Below are 22,213 nucleotides of genomic sequence, written 5' to 3' on the forward strand. Positions count from 1 at the left end.
GCGCGCGGACGGCACACCGAGATCGGCGTGATACACGCAACGGCATGTATCGCGCCGGCTAGCCCTACCGCGAAGCGTAAACCGCCGTTTCAAAATCCAGGTATCCCCCGACCGAAGCGGGGTCGGCGAAAGGAAATATCTGCGTCGCCCACAGGCCGCCGAGGCCGTTTTGGCGGTCAATCCAGTAGTAGAGGTTCGCAAGCCCCGCCCATGCCAGCGCACCCGCCGGTCGGCCCGTCGGCGCAACCTCATCGTTGATCATGAAGCTAAGCCCCCAGGACTTCGGCATGCCGGGGAAAAACTCCGCGTCGTGCGAGAGGCTTGGTATCACGCCCGGAAGCCTTTTGATCTTCCGCTCGCCGAGGCCATTCTTTTCGGCCATCTCGACGGTGTCGGCTTTCAGAACGCGTCCGCCCGCAGCCATCCCATCGTTGAGCCACATGCGGATAAACTTGGCGTAGTCGATAGCCGTCGAATAGAGGCCGTGCCCGCCCATTTGAACCTCGGGGTCTGAGGGGAGCCGAAAATCAGGTAGCGCCCGCAGCTGTCCCGCTTCGTCCCTCTGGTGCAGGGTGACCATGCGTGCGGCCATGGACGGTGTCATTGCGAAGGCTGTGTCCTCCATGCCGAGCGGTTGGAATATGCGCTCTGCCATTACCGCTCCAAGCCGCTTGCCGGTGATGCCCTCAACGACCTGTCCGGCCCAGTCCAGATTGCTTCCATATTCCCAGTCGTCGCCGGGGTCGAACAACAAGGGGGTCTGGATGGACGCGTAGGATGCCGTGATCACGCTCGGCTGCCCATGTTTGTCGGCCAATCGGGCATAGGTCTCGTTGAAGAAGTCGTATCCAAGACCAGCCGTATGCAGCAGCAGCATGCGGGTGGTGACGTCCCGTTTGGGCGCGCGCAGCTTCGGGTTCCCTGAGGCATCAAACCCCTCGATCACCTGCAGCTTGCCAATTTCCGGCGCGTATTGCCTGGCTGGGGCATCCAGGTCGAGTTTTGCCTCCTCGACCAGTTGGAGACAGGCGGTAGCAGTGACAGCCTTGGTCATCGAGAAGATCGCAAAGACACTATCGACGGTCATGTCCACGGAACCGCCCAATGCGCGCTTGCCAGCCGCTCCCTGGTAAAAATCACCACGTCTATCCGTGGCAATCGCCACAACACCGGGCACTCCATCCACAGTGTCGACGACGGCGTTCAGGATTGTATCAGCTGCAGCCTTGAGATCGCCGACCACTGGAGCCTCCCGAACAACAAGCCAAGCTTGTTTCTTCGTGACCGTTACCCTGCCGCGGCCGCGCTGCGCAGATCGCTGCCGCCGCGCCCTTGGGACCGCGGCAAGGATATTACCACCGAACGACGTTCCAAATCATTTTCGTCGGCGCGGTGAAAACGGCGATCTTCGTCGATTCCAGTTCGGAGGCGAGTGAGGCACGGTCACGTCAGAAGGAGCGCACGGAATATGCCATGGGGCGAGGAAGGGCATCAAGAATTCCGGACCCGGCCAGGATACGCTAACTAAGTACCAGGAGATAAAACAAAAAACCCGGCAGAAGCCGGGTATTTGGTGCGGTCGAGAAGACTCGAACTTCCACGGGTTGCCCCACAGCGACCTCAACGCTGCGCGTCTACCAATTCCGCCACGACCGCATCGTGGTAGGTGCCAACTTGCGCCGGCGGGCTGCGTGTAGCAAAACCGTCCGGGGTGCACAAGAGACGGCTGTGCACAATTCAGATGATCACGGTGGAAGAGCCTGATGTCTCCTGCCGGAGACCGGTTTTCGTCTGTCGCGGCAGCATGTCAGTGGCGTTCGCGTTGTGACCCGAGAAGGCCGGGCTACCCGTTACCCTTCGCGCGCGAGCTCGCGCGAACCTTGTCGAGCACCGCGCCACGGCAGGTTCCCGCCGAGACGAGATCGCGATATTCCCAGGACATTCACATAGAGAAAAATGCGGCCCTGCCCGTCTGTCGACGCTTGCTGTTGATTGACGAGGTGCAGCGAACGGATCTGCCAAAGACGCGACCCCAGGTAAAACGCCGTTTCCGCTAAGCTCAGGATAAAAAACAAAAAACCCGGCCGAAGCCGGGTTTTTTGGTGCGGTCGAGAAGACTCGAACTTCCACGGGTTGCCCCACAGCGACCTCAACGCTGCGCGTCTACCAATTCCGCCACGACCGCATCGTGGTAGATGCCGACTTGCGTCGACGGGGCTGCATGTAGCAAAAGCCCTTTGGGGGCACAAGGGGATGACGACAGAAATTTGACGGGAAATGAAACTATTTCAACAGCCCGCTCAGGAAGCCTTGGAAACGCTGGACTCTTGTCTCACGCCGTCCCATTTACAAGCTCTCAAAGAACAGGAATGCCGAGCGAATGCAGCGTGAAAATCTGAGCCAGGACATGTTCGCCCCCGCGGAATCACCGCCGGTTCGCTGGCGGATTGCGTCTCATCTGGTCGATTATCCACAGGCCGTCGAGCTGATGGAGCAGGAAGCCGCCGCGATCGCCGCCGGAACGGCAGACGAGCTCGTCTGGCTGGTCGAGCATCCGCCGCTTTATACGGCCGGGACCAGCGCCGATGCCGCCGACCTGGTGATGCCAGATCGCTTTCCGGTCTTCGCCACGGGACGGGGCGGCGAATACACTTACCATGGGCCCGGCCAGCGGGTCGTCTATGTGATGCTTGATCTCAAGCGCCGCAAACAGGACGTACGCGCCTTCGTCGCGGCCCTGGAGAGCGTCGTCATTTCCACGCTCGGTTCAATGAACGTTCGTGGCGAGCGACGGGAAGATCGGGTCGGCGTCTGGGTTCGCCGCCCGGAAAGGCCCACCCTGCCCGATGGTTCCATGGCCGAAGACAAGATTGCCGCCATCGGTATCCGCCTGCGCAAGTGGGTAAGCTTCCATGGCTTCGCCTTGAACGTCGATCCGGACCTCGATCACTTCGGCGGCATCGTGCCGTGCGGCATTCGCGGCTACGGGGTCACGAGCCTCGTGGATCTCGGCCTGCCGGTCATGATGCCGGACGTCGACATCCGCCTGCGCGAAGCCTTCGAGACGGTGTTCGGCCCGACAAGAAACGACGTGATCTGACCCGGTTCAGTTTGCAGCCCGTCGCCCGGCAACCCGCTCGCGCCAGATGATGAAGAGGCCAGAGCCGACGATGATGGCGATGCCCAGCCACTTGGAGAGCGACGGGAAGTCTCCGAATATCAGGTAGCCGAGCGCTGTCGCCGTGACGATCTCGAAATAATGAAACGGCGCCAATAGCGAGACGGGTGCGGCCCGAAAGGCCTTGACGACCAAAAGGTGGCCATAACCCGAGAGCGCGCCGAGCACGATCACCAAGGTCCAACCGAGCGCCGATTGCGGCAGGGACGGCACGAAATCGGCAAGGCCCATGCCGTTGCCGATCAGGATCACCAGCGCCATCATCAGCGTCCCGCCGACGCCCGCGATCGTCTGCATCGTCAGCGGCGAATCGCCAGTACCGACCGCTCGGTTGAGGAGCAGGTAACAGGCAAAGACGAAGGCGCAGGCAACCGGCAAAAGCGCCGTCACACCAAATGCCGCGAAGCTCGGCTGGATGACGATCATCGCTCCGCCGAAGCCGACGACAATGGCGAGCCAGCGACGCCATCCGACCCTCTCCTTGAGAAATACGGCCGAAAGACAGGTCAGGATGAAGGGCTCGACGAAATAGATGGCGAAGGTGTCGGCCAGCGGCATGTACTTCACGGAAATGAAGAAGAACAATGCTGCGGTCGCCAGCAGTACACCGCGCAGCAGGTTGGCCCAGGGGCGTTTCGGTCTCAGCGCCCGCAAACCGCCGGCGCCAAGTAGCATCGGCAAAGTCGCCACCAGCTGAAAGAAGAAGCGGTAGAAGGTCACCTGCCCCGGCGACATGCCTTCATAGACAGCCATGTATTTCGCGATCACATCCATGCCCGGCAGGATGACCATGGCAAAGAGCATGATGGCGACGCCCTGCATCACCGTATCGGCTGGTTGGGCGGTCGCGGTCGGGGCGTCGGTCATGGGGCAGGCTCCTCTGGCCGCCGCACATTAGAGCCTACGCCTTAGTTTTCAACGGCCGAAGATGCGACGGGGAAGGAACTATCCGCGCCTTAGCCGCAATTGACGGTGTTTTTGGCGCTTCAGGGTGGTCCCTCACGGCCCAAATGCCTATAAGCTCAGGACAATCTTCCGCCCCGGACCTCAAGGTTGGCGTTCTGCCGCCGAGGCCCGGGACCTTTGAACGTAACCGTGGCAAAGGAGATATCCATGCGCTTGTCCACCGAAACGATGATTGCCCGCCTGCGCGACACCAGCGACGGTGACACGCTGGGAGGACGCATCTGGAGGGCGCGCGACGCCGCCAATCTCAGCGCCAAGGATCTTGCCGACCAGCTCGGGGTTCGCGCCGAGACGGTGTCTTCCTGGGAGCGCGACCGCGCCGAGCCCCGAACGAGCAGGCTTTTCATGCTGGCTGGCGTGCTGGGCGTCACCCCGGCCTGGCTGATTGCCGGCCTTGGCCGCGCGCCCGACGCGGACGCATGCGATGACGACACAGACGGCCTTCGCGAACAGCTGGCGCTGGTCAAGAAGCTGCACGAACAGACCGGCAAGGCGATTGCCGCTCTTGAGATGGAGCTCAATCGCGTTCAACAGAAGATCCGTTAGCCTTTTGCCGATTCCACACGGGCCGCCATCACCCGGGCGGCTCGCAATCATTTTAGTCCAAGGAGAAATTAGATGGATGTACGCGCCGCCGTTGCCGTTCAGGCAGGCAAGCCGCTCGAGGTCATGACGGTTCAGCTCGAAGGTCCAAAGGCCGGCGAAGTGCTGATCGAGGTCAAGGCCACCGGCATCTGCCACACCGACGACTTCACGCTGTCGGGTGCCGACCCGGAAGGCCTGTTCCCGGCGATCCTCGGCCATGAGGGTGCCGGCATCGTCGTCGACGTCGGCCCGGGCGTGACCTCGGTGAAGAAGGGCGATCACGTCATTCCGCTCTATACACCCGAGTGCCGCTCCTGTCCGTCGTGCCTGTCGCGCAAGACCAATCTCTGCACCGCGATCCGCTCGACGCAAGGGCAAGGGCTGATGCCGGACGGCACCTCGCGCTTCTCGATCGGCAAGGACAAGATCCACCACTACATGGGCTGCTCGACCTTCGCCAACTACACGGTGCTGCCGGAAATCGCCGTCGCCAAGGTCAACCCGGACGCGCCGTTCGACAAGATCTGCTACATCGGCTGCGGCGTCACCACCGGCATTGGCGCCGTCATCAACACGGCGCAGGTGGAGATGGGCGCGACCGCCATCGTCTTCGGTCTCGGCGGCATCGGCCTCAACGCCATCCAGGGCCTGCGGCTTGCCGGTGCCGACATGATCATCGGCGTCGACCTCAACAACGACAAGAAGGCCTGGGGCGAGCGCTTCGGCATGACCCACTTCGTCAACCCCAAGGAGGTCGGCGACGACATCGTGCCCTACCTCGTCAACATGACGAAACGTGGCGCCGACCAGATCGGCGGTGCCGACTACACCTTCGACTGCACCGGCAACACCAAGGTGATGCGCCAGGCGCTCGAAGCCTCGCATCGCGGCTGGGGCAAGTCGGTGGTCATCGGCGTTGCCGGCGCCGGCCAGGAGATCTCCACCCGACCGTTCCAGCTGGTCACCGGCCGCAGCTGGATGGGCACCGCGTTTGGCGGCGCGCGCGGCCGCACCGACGTGCCGAAGATCGTCGACTGGTACATGGAGGGCAAGATCGAGATCGATCCGATGATCACCCACACCATGGCGCTCGAAGACATCAACAAGGGCTTCGAGCTGATGCATTCGGGCGAAAGCATCCGCTCGGTGGTGCTTTACTAAGTTTGCATTGACGCGATTCCGGACGGAAAACCGTTTCACACTTTTCCTGGAATTGCTTCGCACGTTAAAGGACGCAATTCCGGGCGGAAAACCGTTTCACACTTTTCCTGGAATTGCTTAGCAAGTTGAGTAACGCAATTCCGGACGGAAAACCGTTTCACACTTTTCCTGGAATTGCTTTGCAAGCCGATTCAGGAAGGCGTCGGAGTCGATTGATTTCCGGCGCCTTTTCGGCCCCGTTGAGAAACAGATTCAAGATGATCTATGTCGATGCCGACGCCTGCCCCGTAAAAGCGGAAATCCTGAAAGTGGCCGAGCGCCACGGGATCGAGGTGACCTTCGTCGCCAATTCGGGCCTGCGCCCCTCACGCGATCCGATGGTGCACAATGTCGTCGTTTCGGCCGGCTTCGATGCGGCTGACAACTGGATCGCCGAGCGCGCGCAGGAGGGCGATATCGTCGTCACCGCCGACGTGCCGCTTGCCGTGCGGTGTGTTGCCGCCGGCGCGTTGGTTACCGGTCCTTCCGGCCGCATCTTCGATAAGGCCAATATCGGTATGGCCTCTGCCATGCGTGACCTGGGACAGCACCTGCGTGAAACCGGTGAAAGCAAGGGCTACAACGCGGCCTTCACACAGCGCGATCGATCCGCCTTCCTCGAAACGCTTGACCGACTCGCGCGTCAGGCCAAAAAGTGACAGGGCGGCAGCCGCTTCCGCTGCAGATCGCAGGGGCAACTGGATGACAGCGACGACGACGAAGCTCAGGCACTGGCCCTTCTACACCGCCATTCTCAGCGCAATCGCGAGCTTACCGGTCCTGTGGCTCGTGGCCCGATCCTTCGCACTCGAAGGCGCTGCAATCGTGTTCTTCTGCGTCTATCTGATCATGTGCTGGCGGCGACTGCGGATGATGACCGGCCGGCACCTGAGAACCCATGCCAGAAACACCGATGAGCCCGAGTTCGTTATCTTCCTCGTGACAACAGGGGCGGCGGCGACTTCGCTCGTGTCTTTGTTCTTCGCCCTCAACGGCGAGAAGACGGGATCGGCGCTGGCACTCGCCCTTGCCTTTGCCTCGGTCGTGCTCGGTTGGGCGACGATCCATATGATGGCCGCGATGCACTATGCCCATATCTATTGGGTGCCCGCCGCGAATGCGCAGACATCAGAGCCGGCGCGCGGCCTCGACTTTCCGGGGACGCCGGATCCTGGCGGTTATGACTTTCTCTACTTTTCCTTCGTCATCGGCATGACGGCGCAGACCTCCGATGTCGGCATCACGACGACGGCGATGCGGCGCATCAACCTGATGCACGCCATCGTCTCATTCTTCTTCAACACCGTGCTCGTCGCCGCCGCCGTCAATGCGGCCGTGCAACTTGCCGGCTGAGCATCATTACCCAAGGAGCATTCCATGAAAGTCCTCTCTCAGAACACCGCCTTCGGCGGCATGCAGGGCGTCTTCTCGCACGAGTCCGAAACCTGCAAGGGCGAGATGACCTTCGCCGTCTTCGTGCCGCCGCAGGCGATCAAGGAGCCAAGGCCGGTGCTCTGGTACCTGTCCGGCCTCACCTGCACGCACGCCAACGTCATGGAAAAAGGCGAGTACCGGCGCATGGCGGCCGAACTCGGGCTCATCGTCGTCTGCCCCGATACCAGCCCGCGCGGCGCTGACGTGCCCGATGAGTTGACGAACTGGCAAATGGGCAAGGGCGCCGGCTTCTATCTCGACGCCACGGAAACGCCCTGGGCCGAGCACTATCAGATGTATAGCTACATCACCGAAGAACTGCCCGCCTTCGCCAGCCAGCACTTCCGCATGGATATGAGCCGCCAGGGCATTTTCGGCCACTCCATGGGGGGCCACGGTGCAATGACGATCGCGCTCAAGAACCCGGAACGTTTCAAGAGCTGCTCGGCGTTTGCGCCGATCGTCGAGCCGTCGACGGCAGACTGGTCGACCGGTGCCTTTGAGAAATACCTCGGGGCTGACCGCGCCTCCTGGCGGCAATACGATGCCTGCGCACTCGTCAAGGATGGTGCGCGCTTCCCCGACTTCCTGATCGATCAGGGCAAAGCGGATAGCTTCCTCGAAAACGGCTTGCGCCCATGGCTGTTCGAGGAGGCAATCAAGGGTACCGGCATCAACCTGACGCTGCGCATGCACGAGCGCTACGATCATTCCTACTATTTCATCTCGACTTTCATGGACGATCACCTCAAGTGGCATGCCGAGCGGCTGGCTTGAGCAGATTCTGACCCGGAGCGAACGATGACCCACATTCTCCTTGTCGGCGTAGGCGGCGCGATCGGTTCGATCCTGCGCTACCTCGTCGGCCTCTGGACCGTCCATCGCTTCGGGGCAGGCTTCCCGTGGGGCACACTCGGGGTCAACATTTCCGGCTCGTTCCTGATCGGCGTGCTGGCTGAGGTGATCATGCGCAAGTTCGGCGCCTCGCCGGACCTGCGCGTCTTCCTGATTACCGGGGTTCTCGGCGGTTACACCACCTTTTCCGCCTTTTCGCTGGATGCGATCACGCTGTTGGAGCGTGGTGACGTCATGCTTTCCGCCATCTATGTCGTTGCCAGCGTCGCGCTTTCGCTCCTTGCGGTCCTCAGCGGGCTGGCTCTGATGCGCGCGATAGTCTAAAGGCTGCAGCTAAAGGCGCTGCGCATCCTCAAGGGAAATGCGGCGCACCGCTGCACCGTCCTTCAACCATCCGTGCTTCAAGGGCATCGTCGTGCAGCGGTCGAAGAATTGCGACAGCCTTAGCGCGCCTGGAGCCACTCTCTTGCGTCCACTTGAACGCACAAGCTCCGGATCGACACGCAGTGGCGCAGAAACAGGAAGCAGGTTCGCTCAGATGGCAGGCATAGAACACAGACAAGTGGATGGTGACGAGGCGGGTATGCGCCTCGACCGATGGTTCAAAGTGCATTTTCCGGGACTGGGCTTCGGTCCTCTGCAGAAGCTCCTGCGCTCCGGCCAGATCCGTGTTGATGGCGGCCGCGTCAAATCCGACACGCGCCTGCAGCCGGGCCAGACGGTGCGCATCCCTCCCCTTGGCGTCGATGCGAAGGAGACGAAGTCGGGCCCGATCGCCGGCCGCGACCTCAGGCATTCGCCCGATGGCGAATTGCTGTCGCGCATGGTGCTGCATGAGGACGCGAAGGTCATCGTGCTGAACAAGCCGGCCGGGCTTGCCGTGCAGGGCGGCTCCGGCGTCAACCGGCACATCGACAAGATGCTCGAGGCATGGACCAACCAGCGTGGCGAAAAGCCCCGTCTCGTGCACCGCCTCGACCGTGACACGTCGGGTGTACTTGTCATCGCCCGTACGCGTGGCGCTGCGCAGAAACTGACCGCCGCCTTCCGCGAGCGTGACACCAAGAAAACCTATTGGGCGCTGGTGAAGGGCGTTCCGCGCAAGCGCGAGGACCGTATTTCGACCTGGCTCGTCAAGGAACAGACGCCGGACGGCGACCGCATGCGCATCGCCAAACACGGCGAAGACGGTGCCGATCACGCCATATCCTACTACCGCATTCGCGAACAGGCCGCACAAAACCTCGCATGGCTGGAGATGGAGCCCTATACCGGCCGTACCCATCAGTTGCGCGTACATGCCCTGCACATCGGGCACCCGATCCTCGGCGACCCGAAATATTTCGACGCCGATATCAACTGGAGCCTGCCCGGCGGCATGCAGAACCGTCTGCACCTGCACGCGCGCCATATCGATATTCCGCATCCGGACGGTGGTCGCCTGCGTGTGACCGCGCCGTTGCCGCCGCACATGGTCCAGAGCTGGAACCTGCTCGGCTTCGAAGAGAACGAGCCTGGCGAGGACGACTGATGAAACTGGCGCTTTTCGATTGCGACGGCACGCTGGTCGACAGCGGTGGCCTGATCCATGAGGTGATGGCGCGGACCTTCGAGACCTTCGACCTTGATCGGCCCGAACTTTCCGCAACCAAGGGCATCATCGGTCTGACGCTCGATATCGCCATTGCCCGACTGCTCGGCCGCGAGCACGTCGACGATCAGGCCCTAGCAATGACTGCCCACTACAAGTCCATCTTCGCCGGCGTTCGCAGCGAAGCCGGGTTCCAGGAGCTTCTCTTTCCCGGCATCGCCGACATGATGCAGACGCTTTCGTCACGCGACGCTTTGCTGATCGGCGCCGTCACCGGCAAGTCGCGGCGTGGCTTGACCCATATCGCCGAGACCCATGGTTTCGACAGCATCTTCTTCGTATCGCGCACGGCCGACGATTGCCCTTCCAAGCCGCATCCGGCAATGGTGACGGAGTGTTGTTCGGAAGCCGGTGTCGACGCGAAGGATACGGTGGTCATCGGCGACGCAATCTACGACATGCAGATGGCCAAGGCCGCAGGTGCCGCCGCCATCGGCGTTGCCTGGGGTTATGCGTCCGTTCCTGATCTTATCGAGGCGGGCGCGGATTTCGTTGCCCAGACGCCGGCCGACATCATTGAATGGATGGAACACAATCATGCCTGATATTCGCGACGAACTCAGCGGTGCGATGAGCCACGAGGATCCAGTCCGGCGCGCGCAGATCCAGATGCTGAAACCGCTGCCGAAGCGTTTCTACAAGGAGGTCAGCGTTGCCTCGACCGACGCCGAGACGCACAATGTGCTACTCGACGGACGCACCGTGCGCACACCGGCCAAACAGCCCCTTTCAGTGCCGACGCGCCAGCTCGCCGACATGCTGGCGGCGGAATGGGACGCCCAGGCCGAGGTCATCGACCCCGGCCAGATGCCCATTACCCGCATCGTCAACACCGCACTCGACGGTGTGGCAAAAGACCAGCGTTCTGTATTCGACGATATCCTGCGCTTCGCCGGAACCGACCTTTTGTGCTATCGCGCCGACAGCCCGGAGGGCTTGGTCGCACGCCAGAACGAGATCTGGAATCCGGTGCTTGATTGGGCGCAGCAGGCGCTTGGGGCCCGCTTCATCCTTGCCGAAGGCGTGATCCATCAGGAGCAGCCGGAAGAAGCGATTTCCTCCTATGCCGAAGGCCTGCGCGCCTTTGCGACTCCATTCGGCCTCACCTGTATCCATACGGTAACGACACTGACGGGCTCCGCCCTGCTGGCGCTTGCGCTGGCCTCGGACCGCCTTTCCGCAGAAGAAACCTGGGCCGCCGCCCATGTCGACGAGGACTGGCAGATCGAGCATTGGGGAACTGACGAGGAGGCATTCCGCCGTCGCGAAAACCGCTGGCAGGAAATGCTGGCCGCCGCCGCTGTTCTGAATGCTCTGCGGTAACAGAGCCGCCGATTCATCCCCGAATACGAGTACGGGCTGCGCGTCCTTCAGAACGCGCAGCCCGCTTCATTTTGGCAACGTCGGTTACAGCGTCCGGGCAACGTCGCTCAGGCGCTTTACGTAGAGTCAGTGCGATGACGTAGCGTTAGGCAGCCAGCTTCAGCCCGGCGATGCCGCTGACGATCAGGGCGATGCAGCCAAGGCGGACGAAGGTCGCGGGCTCAGCGAACAAGAAGATGCCGAGGATCACGGTGCCGACGGTGCCGATGCCGGTCCAGACCGCGTAGGCGGTACCGAGCGGCAGTGTCCGCACGGCGAGACCCAGCAGCGCGATGCTGAGGATCATCGAGCCGACGGTCAGGATCGTCGGCGTGACGCGCGTGAAGCCTTCCGTGTATTTGAGACCGATTGCCCAGCCGATTTCGAGGATGCCGGCAAACAGAAGAAGGAACCAGGCCATTTTAAACTCCCAAGTTTGGAGCGAGGCCGTCCCCGCGGATGTTCGGCACCAAAGCCGTGCAGCCGTCTGCAACGCGGGTTCTATCTCACACTCCGGCATCGACGACAAGGCGTTCACGGGCAGGTCAGCTCTGCGTCGGTGGCAAAGCTAGGCGAATTCGTGGTTTCATTGAAAGCGCGAAATGCCCCAATTCCGTGAGCCAACCTCGGCGGAGCGTCGTTTCAACACTTCCCGAGGCCCGCCTCAGGGAGTGCCACGCTCCCGGCGCAACTTGCTCCACCATTCCAGCCGCTTGCGGATTTCCCGCTCGAAGCCGCGCTCCGGCGGGTCATAGTAGGTCTGGCGCCCCATCTTTTCCGGAAAGTAATTCTGGCCGGAAAAGGCATCCGGCTCGTCGTGATCGTAGCGATAACCGTCGCCGTAGCCTTCACCCTTCATCAGCTTCGTCGGCGCATTGAGGATGTGCTTCGGCGGCAACAGCGAGCCGTTCTCCTTGGCCGACCGCATCGCCGCCTTGTAGGCTGTGTAGACACCATTCGACTTCGGCGCCGTCGCCAGATAGACGCAAGCCTGCGCCAGCGCCAGTTCGCCTTCGGGCGAGCCGAGATAGTCATAGGCGTCCTTGGCCGCATTGCAGACCACCAGCGCCTGGGGATCGGCAAGGCCAATGTCCTCGACAGCCATGCGCACCAGGCGCCGCCCGAGATAGAGCGGATCCTCGCCCGCATCGAACATGCGGCAAAGATAGTAGAGGGCAGCATCCGGGTCCGAGCCGCGCACCGACTTGTGCAGCGCAGAGATCAGATTGTAGTGGCCGTCCTGGCCCTTGTCGTAGACCGGTGCCCGGCGCTGCACGATGTTCTGCAACGCAGCCGCATCGAAGATTTCGTCGCGTCGCGCGGCACGCCAGACTTCCTCGGCGAGTGTCAACGCCGCCCGACCGTCACCATCCGCCATGCGGATGAGGCTCGCGCGCGCGTCGGCATCGAGCGGCAAGCTCTTGCCCTCCTGTTGCTCGGCCCGCGAGAGAAGCTCCTCGATGCTGTCTTCGCCATGCGGTTTGAAGGTCAGCACGCGGGCCCGGGACAACAGAGCGGCGTTGAGTTCGAAGGAGGGGTTCTCGGTGGTGGCGCCAACCAGGATGACCGTGCCGTCCTCCATGACCGGCAGGAAGCTGTCCTGCTGGGCCCGGTTGAAACGATGGATCTCATCGACGAAGAGCAAGGTCTGTCGGCCGGACATCCGCCGTGCACGTGCTGCTTCAAACACCTTCTTGAGGTCGGCGACCCCGGAGAAGATGGCCGAGATCTGCTCGAAGGCAAGCCCCGCCTCCCCTGAAAGCAAACGCGCCACCGTCGTCTTGCCCGTTCCCGGCGGTCCCCAGAAGATCATCGACCCGAGAGAACCCGACGCGATCATGCGCGACAGCACGCCGTCCTCCCCGGTTAGATGCTCTTGCCCTGTGACGTCGGCGAGCGTGCGCGGACGCAGCCGGTCGGCAAGCGGTCTTGCCGACGCCATTTCAGGCGGTTCGTGGGCTGTAAACAGATCGCTCATCGGAAGAACTGACGGATGAGTTGACCGTCCCGCTCAATCTCGACGCGCCAGAAGGAGGCGTCGCTGGCCATGACATCCTCAAGCGTCTTGGAGGTGTCGATCGCCGCGCCGTTGACGGAGCGCACGATGTCCTTAGGCTCAAGGCCGATACGCGCCGCCGGCGAGCCGCGGTTGACCTCCATGACGACGACGCCCTGAAGGGAGGTCGACACGCGCAGTTCTTCGGCGAGCCGTGGCGAAAGGTTGGCGACTACCGCGCCGGCGAACGGGTTGCGGCCCTCAATCAGCCGCTCGTCGCGCGGCGATGTTTCCGGGGCCCGATCCAGTTTCAAGGCTATATCCCGCGCTTTGCCGTTCTCCGACACGGTGACGCGCGCCTCGTGGCCGATGCCAACCGTCGTCAGACGGTAACCGAGCGCATCGGGGTGTTCGACATCGATGCCGTTGACGGCGGTGATCACCTGCCCCGGCTTGATGCCCGCGCTAGCAGCCGGCCCGCCCGCAACGACGGCCGTCACCAAGGCGCCACGGGCACGGCTGAGGCCGAGTGCCTCGGCGACTTCCGAGGTTACCGGTTCGAAGCTTGCGCCGATAAAGGGGCGGACGAAGGCGCCGTTTCCGCCTTCGGCGGAGGCGACGAAGACCTTAACCAGATTGGCAGGAATGGCGAAACCGACGCCGTTCGAGCCGCCGCCCTTCGAGAAGATTGCAGTGTTGATGCCGATGAGCTGACCGTTCATGTCGATAAGACCGCCGCCCGAGTTGCCCGGGTTAATGGCCGCATCCGTCTGGATGAAGAAGCCGAAATCGCCGGATGATACCTGGTTGCGGGCCAGCGCCGAGACGATGCCACTCGTGACCGTCTGGCCGACGCCGAAGGGATTGCCGATAGCAAGCACGAGGTCGCCAACCTCCACCACGTCGGAATCACCGAGCGGAACGATGTCGAAGGGGCCATCCGACTGTATCTTCAGCACTGCAAGGTCCAGCCTGTCGTCCTTGAGCACGATCTTGCAGGGAAACTCACGGCCGTCAGCCAGGGCTACCTTGATGTCGTCGGCCCCCTCGATGACGTGGTTGTTGGTCACCACGATGCCGTTCTTGCCGACGATCACGCCGGAGCCGAGCGACGATTGCTTTTCCGAACGATTCGGCATGCGCTGGCCGAAGAACTCTTCAAAGAAAGGGTCGCCGGAAAAAACCGAACGGCGCTCGACCACCCGTTCGGCATAGACGTTGACGACCGCGTTGGCCGTCTGCTTGACGAGCGACGCGAAAGACAGCTGCATTTCCGTGCGCGACTGCGGAACCGTCTTGGCCTCCTCGGCCAATGCCGGACAAGCCAGAGAAACGGCGAAGACGAGCGCAACAAGCGCTCTATTACCAACGATCATGTGATGCATTCTCCTATTCGTCGCGGCTACGTTCAGATAGGATTTCGCAGGAAAAAAGGCAAATGTTGGCGCAAGATACACAAAGTCGCCGCCTTCACGCGCCGCGCACGAAAACGTGGTTCGGCACCCCTTTCACGGTGATCGAAAGTCTGGTGAGTTCGTACAAGACAAGGCTCATAAACCACTCTCGGAAAAAACCATGCCATCCTATCGTCCGTCGCGAATCGTTTCCTCGGAGATCACCCCGGAGACCATCTTTCTCAACCGCCGCACCTTTCTGGGCGCGGCCGCCGGCGGGTTTTTCCTCGCAGGCAGCGGTTCGGGCCTGGCAGCAGCTCTCGGAGCGCCTAAGAGCAAATACGTCGTCGATGAGGAGCTGACCCCGGAGGCCGACGTCACGAGCTACAACAACTTTTACGAATTCGGGACCGGTAAGGACGACCCGGCCGCCAATTCGAGCAACTTCAAGCCGACACCGTGGACCGTGAAGGTCGACGGTCTTGTCGGCAAGCCCAAGGAGTTTGGGCTGGAGGAACTCTTGAACTTCCCCCTCGAGGAACGGGTCTATCGCATGCGCTGTGTCGAGGCCTGGTCGATGGTGATCCCCTGGACCGGTTTCCAGCTATCGACACTGCTCGACAAGGTGGAGCCGCTCGGCAGCGCCAAATATGTCTCGTTCGAGACTGTCGTGCGTCCCTCGGAGATGTCGGGGCAATCCGGTTTCTTCCAGCCGCTGCCCTGGCCCTATCGCGAAGGGCTGCGGCTCGACGAGGCCCGCCACCCTCTCACCCTTCTTTCCGTCGGCGTCTATGGAAAAACACTTCCGAACCAGAACGGCGCACCGATCCGGCTCGTCACTCCCTGGAAGTATGGCTTCAAGGGCATCAAGTCGATCGTGCGCATTTCGCTGACCGAAACGCAGCCGCCGTCCACCTGGAATCTTTCCGCACCCAACGAGTATGGCTTCTATGCCAACGTCAATCCGGCGGTCGATCATCCGCGCTGGAGCCAGGCCACGGAAAACCGTATCGGTGGCGGAGGCTTTTTCGGCTCCAATCGCCGCGATACCCTGCCCTTTAACGGCTATGCCGACGAGGTTGCGAGCCTCTATGCAGGCATGGATCTGAGAGCGAACTACTGACGATGGCCCATCTGCCGGCACTTCCGAAGCGTTATCATTCAGCCTCGGTCTGGGCACTTTACGGCTTCGGTCTGTTGCCGGCAGCCTATGCCTTTTATCTCGGTGCCACCGGGCAACTTCCGGGCAATCCGGTCAAGGAGTTCGAGCATCTGCTTGGGCTGTGGGCGCTTCGCTTTCTCGTCGCGACCTTGGCGATCACCCCTATCCGCGACCTTTTTGGCATCAATTGGCTGCGCTATCGCCGGGCGCTCGGGCTGCTCGCCTTCTATTATGTGCTGATGCATTTCCTGGCTTATATGCTGCTCGACCAGGTGTTGAACATATCCGCGATCCTCGCAGACATCGCACGTCGCCCGTTCATTACCATCGGCATGGCGGCGCTCGTGATGCTCATTCCGCTAGCACTGACGTCCAACAACTGGTCGATCCGCAGGCTCGGGGCACGCTGGAACGCCCTGCACCGGCTTGCCTATGTCATCGCTGCCGCCGGCGCCCTGCACTTTGCGATGTCAGTGAAGGTCGTCGGACCAGAGCAGATCCTCTACTTGGTTCTGGTAACGGCGCTGCTTTTCTGGCGGGTGGTGCGCAAGCCCTATCTGCGGCGCAAACGTCAGGCGGCCAATGCACCGGCCACGACAGCCCCCGGAAGAGCGTGAGGAGTTCCGCGCCCAGCCTGACTATCGATCGCCGGTCGCGCTTCAGCGAAACGGTGAGGACGATCTGGTGCGCTCCTTTGAAAGTCCGCAGTCGAGCAATGGGCTCATAGAAAAAGCGGCCGGGTGATCGCCACCCGGCCGCTTCCAATTCAATGCCTTCGATCGGCTTAGGCTGCTTCGGCAGCTTCAGCTTCAGCGGCAACGCGTGCGAGATCCTTCGCACCCTTCGCCGAGACGTCGCGGTCAACGAATTCGATGACGGCGAGCGCGGCATTGTCGCCGTGGCGGAAGCCAGCCTTCATGATGCGCAGGTAGCCGCCGTTGCGGGTGGCGTAGCGCGATGCGATCGTGTCGAACAGCTTCGAAACGACGGCAGCGTCGCGGATCTGCGAGATCGCCTGACGGCGAGCATGCAGGTCACCGCGCTTGCCGAGCGTGACGAGCTTCTCGACGATCGGGCGGATTTCCTTGGCCTTCGGCAGGGTCGTAACGATCTGCTCGTGTTCGATCAGCGAAGCTGCCATGTTGGCAAACATCGCCTTGCGGTGGCTGGCGGTTCTATTCAGCTTGCGGCCGGCTTTACCGTGGCGCATGGCTATTCTCCTTCACTTGCAGGCATTCGCCCGCAGTCTAATGGTTAGTATTGGTCTTCGTAACGCTTGGCGAGATCTTCGATGTTCTCAGGCGGCCAGGACGGCACTTCCATGCCGAGGTGCAGGCCCATGGAAGCGAGAACTTCCTTGATTTCGTTCAGCGACTTGCGACCAAAATTCGGTGTGCGGAGCATTTCTGCTTCGGTCTTCTGAATGAGGTCGCCGATGTAGACGATGTTGTCGTTCTTCAGGCAGTTGGCCGAACGGACCGAAAGTTCCAGTTCATCGACCTTCTTGAGAAGCGCCGGGTTGAAGGCGAGCTCGGTGACTGCCTCTTCCTCTGCTTCCTTCTGCGGCTCGTCGAAGTTGACGAAGACCGACAGCTGGTCCTGAAGGATGCGGGCCGCAAATGCGATCGCATCTTCACCGGTGACGGAACCGTCCGTCTCGATGGACATCGTCAGCTTGTCATAGTCAAGAACCTGGCCTTCACGGGTGTTTTCCACCTTGTAGGACACTTTCTTGACCGGCGAGTACAGGCTGTCGACCGGGATCAGGCCGATCGGAGCATCTTCCGAACGGTTGCGATCAGCCGGTACGTAGCCCTTGCCGTTGTTGACGGTGAACTCCATGCGGATCTCAGCGCCCTCGTCGAGGGTGCAGATCACATGGTTCGGGTTGAGGATTTCGATATCGCCAACCGTCTGGATGTCACCGGCGGTAACAACGCCCGGACCCTGCTTGCGCACGACCATGCGTTTTGCGTCGTCGCCATCCATCTTGATGGCGATTTCCTTGATGTTGAGCACGATGTCCGTCACGTCTTCCCGAACACCCGGGATAGAGGAGAACTCGTGCAGGACGCCGTCGATCTGCACTGCGGTGACAGCAGCACCGCGCAGCGACGACAACAGAACGCGGCGAAGCGCGTTGCCGAGCGTCAGACCGAAGCCGCGTTCAAGCGGTTCCGCAACCAGCGTTGCCTTGGTGCGGCCGGAGGAGACGAAGTCCACCTTGTTCGGCTTGATCAGTTCCTGCCAATTCTTCTGGATCATGTTTTCTGCCTTCCGTTCGTTGCCACCATCCAATCGTGACAACCGAGCCCCGAAGACCGGGAGAGAGCGGATGCCCCCTCACCGGCATGTTGAATGCAAATGATCAGACGCGGCGCTTCTTGCGCGGACGGCAACCGTTGTGCGGGATCGGGGTCACATCGCGGATCGAGGTGATCATGAAGCCCGCAGCCTGCAGCGCGCGAAGAGCGGATTCACGGCCGGAACCCGGACCGCAAACTTCAACTTCCAGCGACTTCATGCCGTGTTCCTGAGCCTTCTTGGCGCAGTCTTCAGCGGCGATCTGAGCGGCAAACGGGGTCGACTTACGCGAACCCTTGAAACCCTTCGCACCGGCGGACGACCAGGCAATCGCGTTGCCCTGTGCGTCGGTGATGGTGATCATCGTGTTGTTGAACGACGAATTGACGTGTGCAACGCCAGACGTGATGTTCTTGCGTTCGCGGCGGCGAACGCGGGTGGCTTCCTTGGCCATAGGATCCCTTTCTTAGATCTCTGCACCGCCGTAATTCCAGCGGCTCCACCGGGAAAAGGATTTGTCGTCCCCTGCCCTGCATCTTCATTTCCCGCGGAACGAACCCCGCCCCGCGGACTTGACGCCCGGCCAAAAAGGCCAAACGCCGGTCGGGCAAACGCCCTTCCAAACTGCAAAAGGAGGCCGGCGCTTGACACCAGCCTCCCAATCTCCCTTTTCGGGAAATTACTTCTTCTTACCGGCAATCGCCTTCGCCGGACCCTTGCGGGTACGAGCGTTGGTGTGGGTGCGCTGACCACGAACCGGAAGGCCGCGACGGTGACGCAGGCCGCGGTAGCAGCCGAGGTCCATCAGGCGCTTGATGTTCATCGAGGTCTCGCGACGCAGGTCACCTTCGACCTGGTAGTCGCGGTCGATCGTTTCGCGGATCTGCAGGACTTCAGCGTCCGTCAGCTGATGCACGCGACGGTCAGCCGGAATACCGACCTTCTCGACGATTTCCTGTGCGAATTTCGGGCCGATCCCGTGAATGTAGGTGAGCGCGATAACTACGCGCTTCGCCGTCGGGATGTTGACGCCAGCGATACGTGCCACGTCTATTCTCCTTGCGTTCCAGTTGCCATCCGGCAATAGGTGCTTCGTTACGCGACCTCGAAGAGCCGCACGTTGATTGAGGTTCGAGACACGTCAAAAACGACCGTACCCGGACTTCATTTTCTTTGAAGACCGCGCCGATCGCTCCCATGTCGCGAGTTGGCGCTGTCTTTGGCGGAATCGGCCGGAAAAGTCAACTCCCCGGCGGTTCCTTTTCGGCAAAGACCAGTGTCTAAGCCAGAATCTTCTCGATCTCGGCGGTGACGGTGTTCACATCCGCCATGCCATCGACCGTTCTGAGTTGCCCGGTGCCGGCATAGTGCTCCGACAACGGCGCGGTCTTTTCACGGTACTCCGTGAGCCGCCGCTTGAACGCCTCCGGATTGTCGTCCGAACGAACTGAGCCGCCCGCAGCGATGGTTTCCGCTACGCGATTCTCCATCCGTTTAACAAGGGCCGTCTCGTCGACCTTGAGCTCGATGACCGCATCGAGCTTCAAACCCTTGCCTTCGAGCATCTTGCCGAGCGCGATCGCCTGCGGGACGGTGCGCGGGTAACCATCGAGGATGAAACCATTTGCGCAATCCGCCTGGTCGATGCGGTCCGAGACGATCTCGTTGACGATCTCGTCGGATACCAGCTGACCAGCATCCATGACCGCCTTGGCACGCTTGCCAACGTCAGTCGCCTGGGCAACGGCGGCCCGCAGCATATCACCTGTGGAAAGCTGCGGAATGCCGTATCTCTCCGTCAGAAGCTTGGCCTGAGTCCCCTTGCCAGCGCCCGGCGGTCCCAAAAAAATCAGTCTCATCGTCCCCTCTTTCCTCCGCGCAGCTTCGACTTCTTGATCAGCCCCTCATATTGCTGTGCGATGAGGTGGCCCTGGATCTGTGCTACCGTATCAAGGGTGACGCTGACAACAATCAAAAGCGACGTACCACCAAGGTAGAACGGCACGCCGGTCTGAGAAATCAGAACTTCAGGCAGAATGCAGACGAAGATCAGATAGGCGGCACCAATCACGGTGATGCGCGTCAGAACGTAGTCGATGTATTCCGCGGTGCGCTCGCCCGGGCGAATGCCCGGAATGAAGCCGCCGTGTTTCTTGAGGTTGTCGGCCGTGTCCTTCGGGTTGAAGACGATTGCCGTGTAGAAGAAGGCGAAGAACGCAATCATCGCCCCGTAGAGAACCATGTAGAGCGGCTGGCCGTGCGCAAGCGCGCCGACCACCGTTGTCGCCCAGCCCGGCAGCGTCGCCGTATTGGCAAAGCCTGCAAGCGTTGCCGGCAAAAGCAGCAGCGAGGACGCGAAGATCGCCGGGATAACGCCCGAGGTGTTGAGCTTCAGCGGCAGGTGCGACGTGTCGCCCTGGAACATGCGGTTTCCGACCTGACGCTTCGGATACTGGATCAAGAGGCGACGCTGTGCGCGCTCGACGAAGACGATGAGCGCGATGACGCCGACGACCATGACGATGATGGCGAGAATGAGCGGCGTGGACAGTGCGCCGGTACGGCCGAGTTCCAGCGTGCCGGCAAGAGCCGTGGGCAGATGCGCAACGATGCCGGCGAAAATGATCAGCGAAATACCGTTGCCGATACCGCGCGAGGTGATCTGTTCACCCAGCCACATCAGGAACATGGTGCCGCCGAGCAGCGAGATGACCGTCGAAACGCGGAAGAACCAGCCTGGATCGTTGACGAGGCCGTTGCCGCTCTCAAGGCCGACGGCGATGGCATAAGCCTGTGCCGTGCCGAGAAGCACCGTACCATAACGGGTGTACTGGTTGATGATCTTGCGGCCCTGCTCGCCTTCCTTCTTCAGCTGCTCCAGCGCCGGAACGACTGATGTCATCAGCTGAACGATGATCGAGGCAGAGATATAGGGCATGATGCCGAGCGCGAAGATCGCCATGCGCTCAACTGCACCGCCCGAAAACATGTTGAAGAGGCCGAGGATGCCGCCGCTCTGGCCGCGGAATGCCTGTGCAAACGCGTCCGGGTTGAGACCGGGCAGCGGGATATAGGTGCCAAGACGGTAAACCAGAAGCGCACCAAGCGTGAACCAAAGCCGTTTCTTCAGATCTTCCGCCTTGGCGAAAGTCGAGAAATTCAGGTTCGAGGCGAGCTGTTCCGCTGCAGAAGCCATGCAATTCTCCGCGTACCAAATCTCGGAATCAGCGGGAACACCCGGTCCGTTCCGGAAGGAGTAACTTTTCGTATTGAAAACCGGACGCGAGGCGATTGTGTCTGCAATCGGATGCCTCACCGTGGTTTCCGCTATGTCCGCTGCGACGAGTGATTCGCCGGCTCCGGACGTGAGGCTCACATATGGGAGCAAAACCGCCCGGAGTGAAGCACCCCGGGCGGTTCATCAATAATATTATTCAGCAGCAGCTGCGAGCAGCTTGACCGAGCCGCCGGCCTTTTCGATCTTCTCGATCGCCGACTTGGACGCGCCTGCAACTTCGAGCGAAACCTTCGCCTTCAGTTCGCCGTCAGCGAGAACGCGGACGCCGTCCTTTTCGCGACGGATGACGCCGGCAGCCTTGAGGGCTGCGGCATCGACGGTCTTGGCAGCGTCGAGCTTCTTGGCGTCAATTGCCGTCTGGATGCGGCCGAGCGACACGACAACAAACTCCGAAGCGAAGATGTTGTTGAAGCCGCGCTTCGGCAGACGACGGTAGATCGGCATCTGACCGCCTTCGAAGCCGTTGATGGCAACGCCCGAACGAGCCTTCTGACCCTTGACACCGCGGCCGGCCGTCTTGCCGGAGCCCGAGCCGATACCGCGGCCGAGACGCTTGCGGTTCTTGGTCGAACCTTCGTTGTCCTTGATTTCATTCAGTTTCATGAGCTTATCCCCCTCACTTCTCGTCGACGACGCGAACGAGGTGCTGGACGGTCCGGATCATGCCGCGAACAGACGGAGTGTCTTCCAGCGTGCGAACCCGGTGCATCTTGTTGAGGCCCAGGCCGATAAGCGTCTGACGCTGTTTGGCCGGACGGCGAATGGGGCTACCGATCTGCTCGACGGTAACCGTCTTCGTGGCAACTTCTTTTTTAGCCATCTGACAGC

Annotated in this window: 25 protein-coding genes and 2 tRNA genes; 12 read left to right on the top strand and 15 right to left on the bottom strand. The window is 61.4% G+C overall.

Going from position 1 to position 22,213, the window contains the following annotated elements; translation table 11 throughout:
• Positions 1-64 precede the first annotated feature (64 nt).
• The 3 genes from BBX50_RS18380 to BBX50_RS18390 all read right to left on the bottom strand — a co-directional run bounded on the left by BBX50_RS18380 (position 65) and on the right by BBX50_RS18390 (position 2,185).
• Positions 65-1,243 carry a serine hydrolase domain-containing protein gene (locus BBX50_RS18380; RefSeq protein WP_065776785.1) on the bottom strand — a complete coding sequence of 393 codons (1,179 nt, stop codon included), beginning with the start codon at positions 1,241-1,243 and terminating at the stop codon, positions 65-67.
• Between the two features lie 328 nt (positions 1,244-1,571).
• Positions 1,572-1,656: transfer RNA gene (locus BBX50_RS18385), tRNA-Leu, on the bottom strand.
• Positions 1,657-2,100: 444 nt separating this feature from the next.
• Positions 2,101-2,185: transfer RNA gene (locus BBX50_RS18390), tRNA-Leu, on the bottom strand.
• 195 nt (positions 2,186-2,380) lie between these two features.
• Between BBX50_RS18390 and lipB the strand changes: the two genes are divergently transcribed.
• Positions 2,381-3,100, top strand: a complete 720-nt coding sequence (lipB, locus tag BBX50_RS18395) for a lipoyl(octanoyl) transferase LipB (protein WP_065776786.1) — start codon at positions 2,381-2,383, stop codon at positions 3,098-3,100.
• A 6-nt stretch (positions 3,101-3,106) separates the two neighbouring features.
• Here lipB and BBX50_RS18400 read toward each other — a convergent pair whose 3' ends face one another.
• Positions 3,107-4,045 carry a DMT family transporter gene (locus BBX50_RS18400; RefSeq protein ID WP_065776787.1) on the bottom strand — a complete coding sequence of 313 codons (939 nt, stop codon included), beginning with the start codon at positions 4,043-4,045 and terminating at the stop codon, positions 3,107-3,109.
• Between the two features lie 246 nt (positions 4,046-4,291).
• On the opposite strand from BBX50_RS18400, the gene BBX50_RS18405 reads away from it, so the two are divergent.
• From BBX50_RS18405 to BBX50_RS18445, 9 genes are all read left to right on the top strand, one after another.
• A complete protein-coding gene (locus tag BBX50_RS18405; protein ID WP_065776788.1) occupies positions 4,292-4,690 on the top strand; it encodes a helix-turn-helix domain-containing protein in 399 nt (132 codons plus the stop codon).
• 72 nt (positions 4,691-4,762) lie between these two features.
• Complete coding sequence (locus tag BBX50_RS18410) at positions 4,763-5,890, top strand: S-(hydroxymethyl)glutathione dehydrogenase/class III alcohol dehydrogenase (RefSeq protein WP_065776789.1); 1,128 nt, start codon at positions 4,763-4,765, stop codon at positions 5,888-5,890.
• Between the two features lie 257 nt (positions 5,891-6,147).
• Positions 6,148-6,588 carry a YaiI/YqxD family protein gene (locus BBX50_RS18415; RefSeq protein WP_065776814.1) on the top strand — a complete coding sequence of 147 codons (441 nt, stop codon included), beginning with the start codon at positions 6,148-6,150 and terminating at the stop codon, positions 6,586-6,588.
• A 43-nt stretch (positions 6,589-6,631) separates the two neighbouring features.
• On the top strand, positions 6,632-7,282 hold the full coding sequence (locus tag BBX50_RS18420; RefSeq protein WP_065776790.1) for a DUF1345 domain-containing protein: 651 nt from the start codon (positions 6,632-6,634) through the stop codon (positions 7,280-7,282).
• Between the two features lie 24 nt (positions 7,283-7,306).
• Positions 7,307-8,140: an S-formylglutathione hydrolase gene (gene fghA / locus BBX50_RS18425; protein ID WP_065776791.1), complete on the top strand. Its 834-nt coding sequence runs from the start codon at positions 7,307-7,309 to the stop codon at positions 8,138-8,140.
• Between the two features lie 24 nt (positions 8,141-8,164).
• Entirely contained in the window at positions 8,165-8,542 is a 378-nt protein-coding gene (crcB, locus tag BBX50_RS18430; protein ID WP_065776792.1) for a fluoride efflux transporter CrcB, read from the top strand.
• A gap of 214 nt (positions 8,543-8,756) precedes the next feature.
• Positions 8,757-9,749, top strand: a complete 993-nt coding sequence (locus tag BBX50_RS18435) for an RluA family pseudouridine synthase (protein ID WP_065776793.1) — start codon at positions 8,757-8,759, stop codon at positions 9,747-9,749.
• Positions 9,749-10,414: an HAD-IA family hydrolase gene (locus tag BBX50_RS18440; RefSeq protein ID WP_065776794.1), complete on the top strand. Its 666-nt coding sequence runs from the start codon at positions 9,749-9,751 to the stop codon at positions 10,412-10,414. The genes BBX50_RS18435 and BBX50_RS18440 overlap by 1 nt, the downstream gene beginning before the upstream one ends.
• Entirely contained in the window at positions 10,407-11,192 is a 786-nt protein-coding gene (locus BBX50_RS18445) for an ATP12 family chaperone protein (RefSeq protein ID WP_065776795.1), read from the top strand. Before BBX50_RS18440 ends, BBX50_RS18445 begins: the two co-directional genes overlap by 8 nt.
• A 145-nt stretch (positions 11,193-11,337) precedes the next feature.
• On the opposite strand, the gene sugE is transcribed toward BBX50_RS18445, so the two are convergent.
• The 3 genes from sugE to BBX50_RS18460 form a co-directional block, all read right to left on the bottom strand.
• A complete protein-coding gene (gene sugE / locus BBX50_RS18450) occupies positions 11,338-11,652 on the bottom strand; it encodes a quaternary ammonium compound efflux SMR transporter SugE (protein ID WP_065776796.1) in 315 nt (104 codons plus the stop codon).
• A gap of 243 nt (positions 11,653-11,895) precedes the next feature.
• A complete protein-coding gene (locus BBX50_RS18455) occupies positions 11,896-13,209 on the bottom strand; it encodes a replication-associated recombination protein A (protein WP_065776797.1) in 1,314 nt (437 codons plus the stop codon).
• Positions 13,206-14,603: a DegQ family serine endoprotease gene (locus BBX50_RS18460; protein ID WP_065776815.1), complete on the bottom strand. Its 1,398-nt coding sequence runs from the start codon at positions 14,601-14,603 to the stop codon at positions 13,206-13,208. The genes BBX50_RS18455 and BBX50_RS18460 overlap by 4 nt, the downstream gene beginning before the upstream one ends.
• A 199-nt stretch (positions 14,604-14,802) precedes the next feature.
• Between BBX50_RS18460 and msrP the strand changes: the two genes are divergently transcribed.
• Positions 14,803-15,744 (top strand): protein-methionine-sulfoxide reductase catalytic subunit MsrP, encoded by a 942-nt coding sequence (msrP, locus tag BBX50_RS18465; RefSeq protein ID WP_065776798.1) that lies wholly within the window; start codon positions 14,803-14,805, stop codon positions 15,742-15,744.
• A 2-nt stretch (positions 15,745-15,746) separates the two neighbouring features.
• Positions 15,747-16,400 (top strand): protein-methionine-sulfoxide reductase heme-binding subunit MsrQ, encoded by a 654-nt coding sequence (gene msrQ / locus BBX50_RS18470; RefSeq protein ID WP_065776799.1) that lies wholly within the window; start codon positions 15,747-15,749, stop codon positions 16,398-16,400.
• A 167-nt stretch (positions 16,401-16,567) separates the two neighbouring features.
• Here msrQ and rplQ read toward each other — a convergent pair whose 3' ends face one another.
• The 8 genes from rplQ to rpmD form a co-directional block, all read right to left on the bottom strand.
• Entirely contained in the window at positions 16,568-16,993 is a 426-nt protein-coding gene (gene rplQ / locus BBX50_RS18475; protein WP_057255585.1) for a 50S ribosomal protein L17, read from the bottom strand.
• A 44-nt stretch (positions 16,994-17,037) separates the two neighbouring features.
• On the bottom strand, positions 17,038-18,048 hold the full coding sequence (locus BBX50_RS18480; protein ID WP_065776800.1) for a DNA-directed RNA polymerase subunit alpha: 1,011 nt from the start codon (positions 18,046-18,048) through the stop codon (positions 17,038-17,040).
• Between the two features lie 103 nt (positions 18,049-18,151).
• Positions 18,152-18,541 carry a 30S ribosomal protein S11 gene (gene rpsK, locus BBX50_RS18485; protein ID WP_003536496.1) on the bottom strand — a complete coding sequence of 130 codons (390 nt, stop codon included), beginning with the start codon at positions 18,539-18,541 and terminating at the stop codon, positions 18,152-18,154.
• 225 nt (positions 18,542-18,766) lie between these two features.
• Positions 18,767-19,135, bottom strand: a complete 369-nt coding sequence (gene rpsM, locus BBX50_RS18490) for a 30S ribosomal protein S13 (protein ID WP_052638152.1) — start codon at positions 19,133-19,135, stop codon at positions 18,767-18,769.
• Positions 19,136-19,367: 232 nt separating this feature from the next.
• Positions 19,368-19,946, bottom strand: coding sequence for an adenylate kinase (locus tag BBX50_RS18495; RefSeq protein ID WP_065776801.1), 579 nt, complete (start codon positions 19,944-19,946; stop codon positions 19,368-19,370).
• A complete protein-coding gene (gene secY, locus BBX50_RS18500) occupies positions 19,943-21,283 on the bottom strand; it encodes a preprotein translocase subunit SecY (protein ID WP_065776802.1) in 1,341 nt (446 codons plus the stop codon). Before secY ends, BBX50_RS18495 begins: the two co-directional genes overlap by 4 nt.
• Before the next feature lie 234 nt (positions 21,284-21,517).
• Positions 21,518-21,988, bottom strand: a complete 471-nt coding sequence (rplO, locus tag BBX50_RS18505; protein ID WP_065776803.1) for a 50S ribosomal protein L15 — start codon at positions 21,986-21,988, stop codon at positions 21,518-21,520.
• Positions 21,989-22,001: 13 nt separating this feature from the next.
• Complete coding sequence (gene rpmD / locus BBX50_RS18510) at positions 22,002-22,205, bottom strand: 50S ribosomal protein L30 (RefSeq protein WP_065776804.1); 204 nt, start codon at positions 22,203-22,205, stop codon at positions 22,002-22,004.
• Positions 22,206-22,213 lie beyond the last annotated feature (8 nt).

This window comes from Ensifer sp. LC11 (assembly GCF_001695835.1).
In the GTDB taxonomy this organism is placed as follows: domain Bacteria; phylum Pseudomonadota; class Alphaproteobacteria; order Rhizobiales; family Rhizobiaceae; genus Ensifer.

Coding starts and splice junctions, on each gene's coding strand:
- lipB (WP_065776786.1), top strand. CDS start 2,381: ATGCAGCGTGAAAATCTGAGCCAGGACATGTTCGCCCCCGCGGAATCA.
- BBX50_RS18400 (WP_065776787.1), bottom strand. CDS start 4,045: ATGACCGACGCCCCGACCGCGACCGCCCAACCAGCCGATACGGTGATG.
- BBX50_RS18405 (WP_065776788.1), top strand. CDS start 4,292: ATGCGCTTGTCCACCGAAACGATGATTGCCCGCCTGCGCGACACCAGC.
- BBX50_RS18410 (WP_065776789.1), top strand. CDS start 4,763: ATGGATGTACGCGCCGCCGTTGCCGTTCAGGCAGGCAAGCCGCTCGAG.
- BBX50_RS18415 (WP_065776814.1), top strand. CDS start 6,148: ATGATCTATGTCGATGCCGACGCCTGCCCCGTAAAAGCGGAAATCCTG.
- BBX50_RS18420 (WP_065776790.1), top strand. CDS start 6,632: ATGACAGCGACGACGACGAAGCTCAGGCACTGGCCCTTCTACACCGCC.
- fghA (WP_065776791.1), top strand. CDS start 7,307: ATGAAAGTCCTCTCTCAGAACACCGCCTTCGGCGGCATGCAGGGCGTC.
- crcB (WP_065776792.1), top strand. CDS start 8,165: ATGACCCACATTCTCCTTGTCGGCGTAGGCGGCGCGATCGGTTCGATC.
- BBX50_RS18435 (WP_065776793.1), top strand. CDS start 8,757: ATGGCAGGCATAGAACACAGACAAGTGGATGGTGACGAGGCGGGTATG.
- BBX50_RS18440 (WP_065776794.1), top strand. CDS start 9,749: ATGAAACTGGCGCTTTTCGATTGCGACGGCACGCTGGTCGACAGCGGT.
- BBX50_RS18445 (WP_065776795.1), top strand. CDS start 10,407: ATGCCTGATATTCGCGACGAACTCAGCGGTGCGATGAGCCACGAGGAT.
- sugE (WP_065776796.1), bottom strand. CDS start 11,652: ATGGCCTGGTTCCTTCTTCTGTTTGCCGGCATCCTCGAAATCGGCTGG.
- BBX50_RS18455 (WP_065776797.1), bottom strand. CDS start 13,209: ATGAGCGATCTGTTTACAGCCCACGAACCGCCTGAAATGGCGTCGGCA.
- BBX50_RS18460 (WP_065776815.1), bottom strand. CDS start 14,603: ATGATCGTTGGTAATAGAGCGCTTGTTGCGCTCGTCTTCGCCGTTTCT.
- msrP (WP_065776798.1), top strand. CDS start 14,803: ATGCCATCCTATCGTCCGTCGCGAATCGTTTCCTCGGAGATCACCCCG.
- msrQ (WP_065776799.1), top strand. CDS start 15,747: ATGGCCCATCTGCCGGCACTTCCGAAGCGTTATCATTCAGCCTCGGTC.
- rplQ (WP_057255585.1), bottom strand. CDS start 16,993: ATGCGCCACGGTAAAGCCGGCCGCAAGCTGAATAGAACCGCCAGCCAC.
- BBX50_RS18480 (WP_065776800.1), bottom strand. CDS start 18,048: ATGATCCAGAAGAATTGGCAGGAACTGATCAAGCCGAACAAGGTGGAC.
- rpsK (WP_003536496.1), bottom strand. CDS start 18,541: ATGGCCAAGGAAGCCACCCGCGTTCGCCGCCGCGAACGCAAGAACATC.
- BBX50_RS18495 (WP_065776801.1), bottom strand. CDS start 19,946: ATGAGACTGATTTTTTTGGGACCGCCGGGCGCTGGCAAGGGGACTCAG.
- secY (WP_065776802.1), bottom strand. CDS start 21,283: ATGGCTTCTGCAGCGGAACAGCTCGCCTCGAACCTGAATTTCTCGACT.
- rplO (WP_065776803.1), bottom strand. CDS start 21,988: ATGAAACTGAATGAAATCAAGGACAACGAAGGTTCGACCAAGAACCGC.
- rpmD (WP_065776804.1), bottom strand. CDS start 22,205: ATGGCTAAAAAAGAAGTTGCCACGAAGACGGTTACCGTCGAGCAGATC.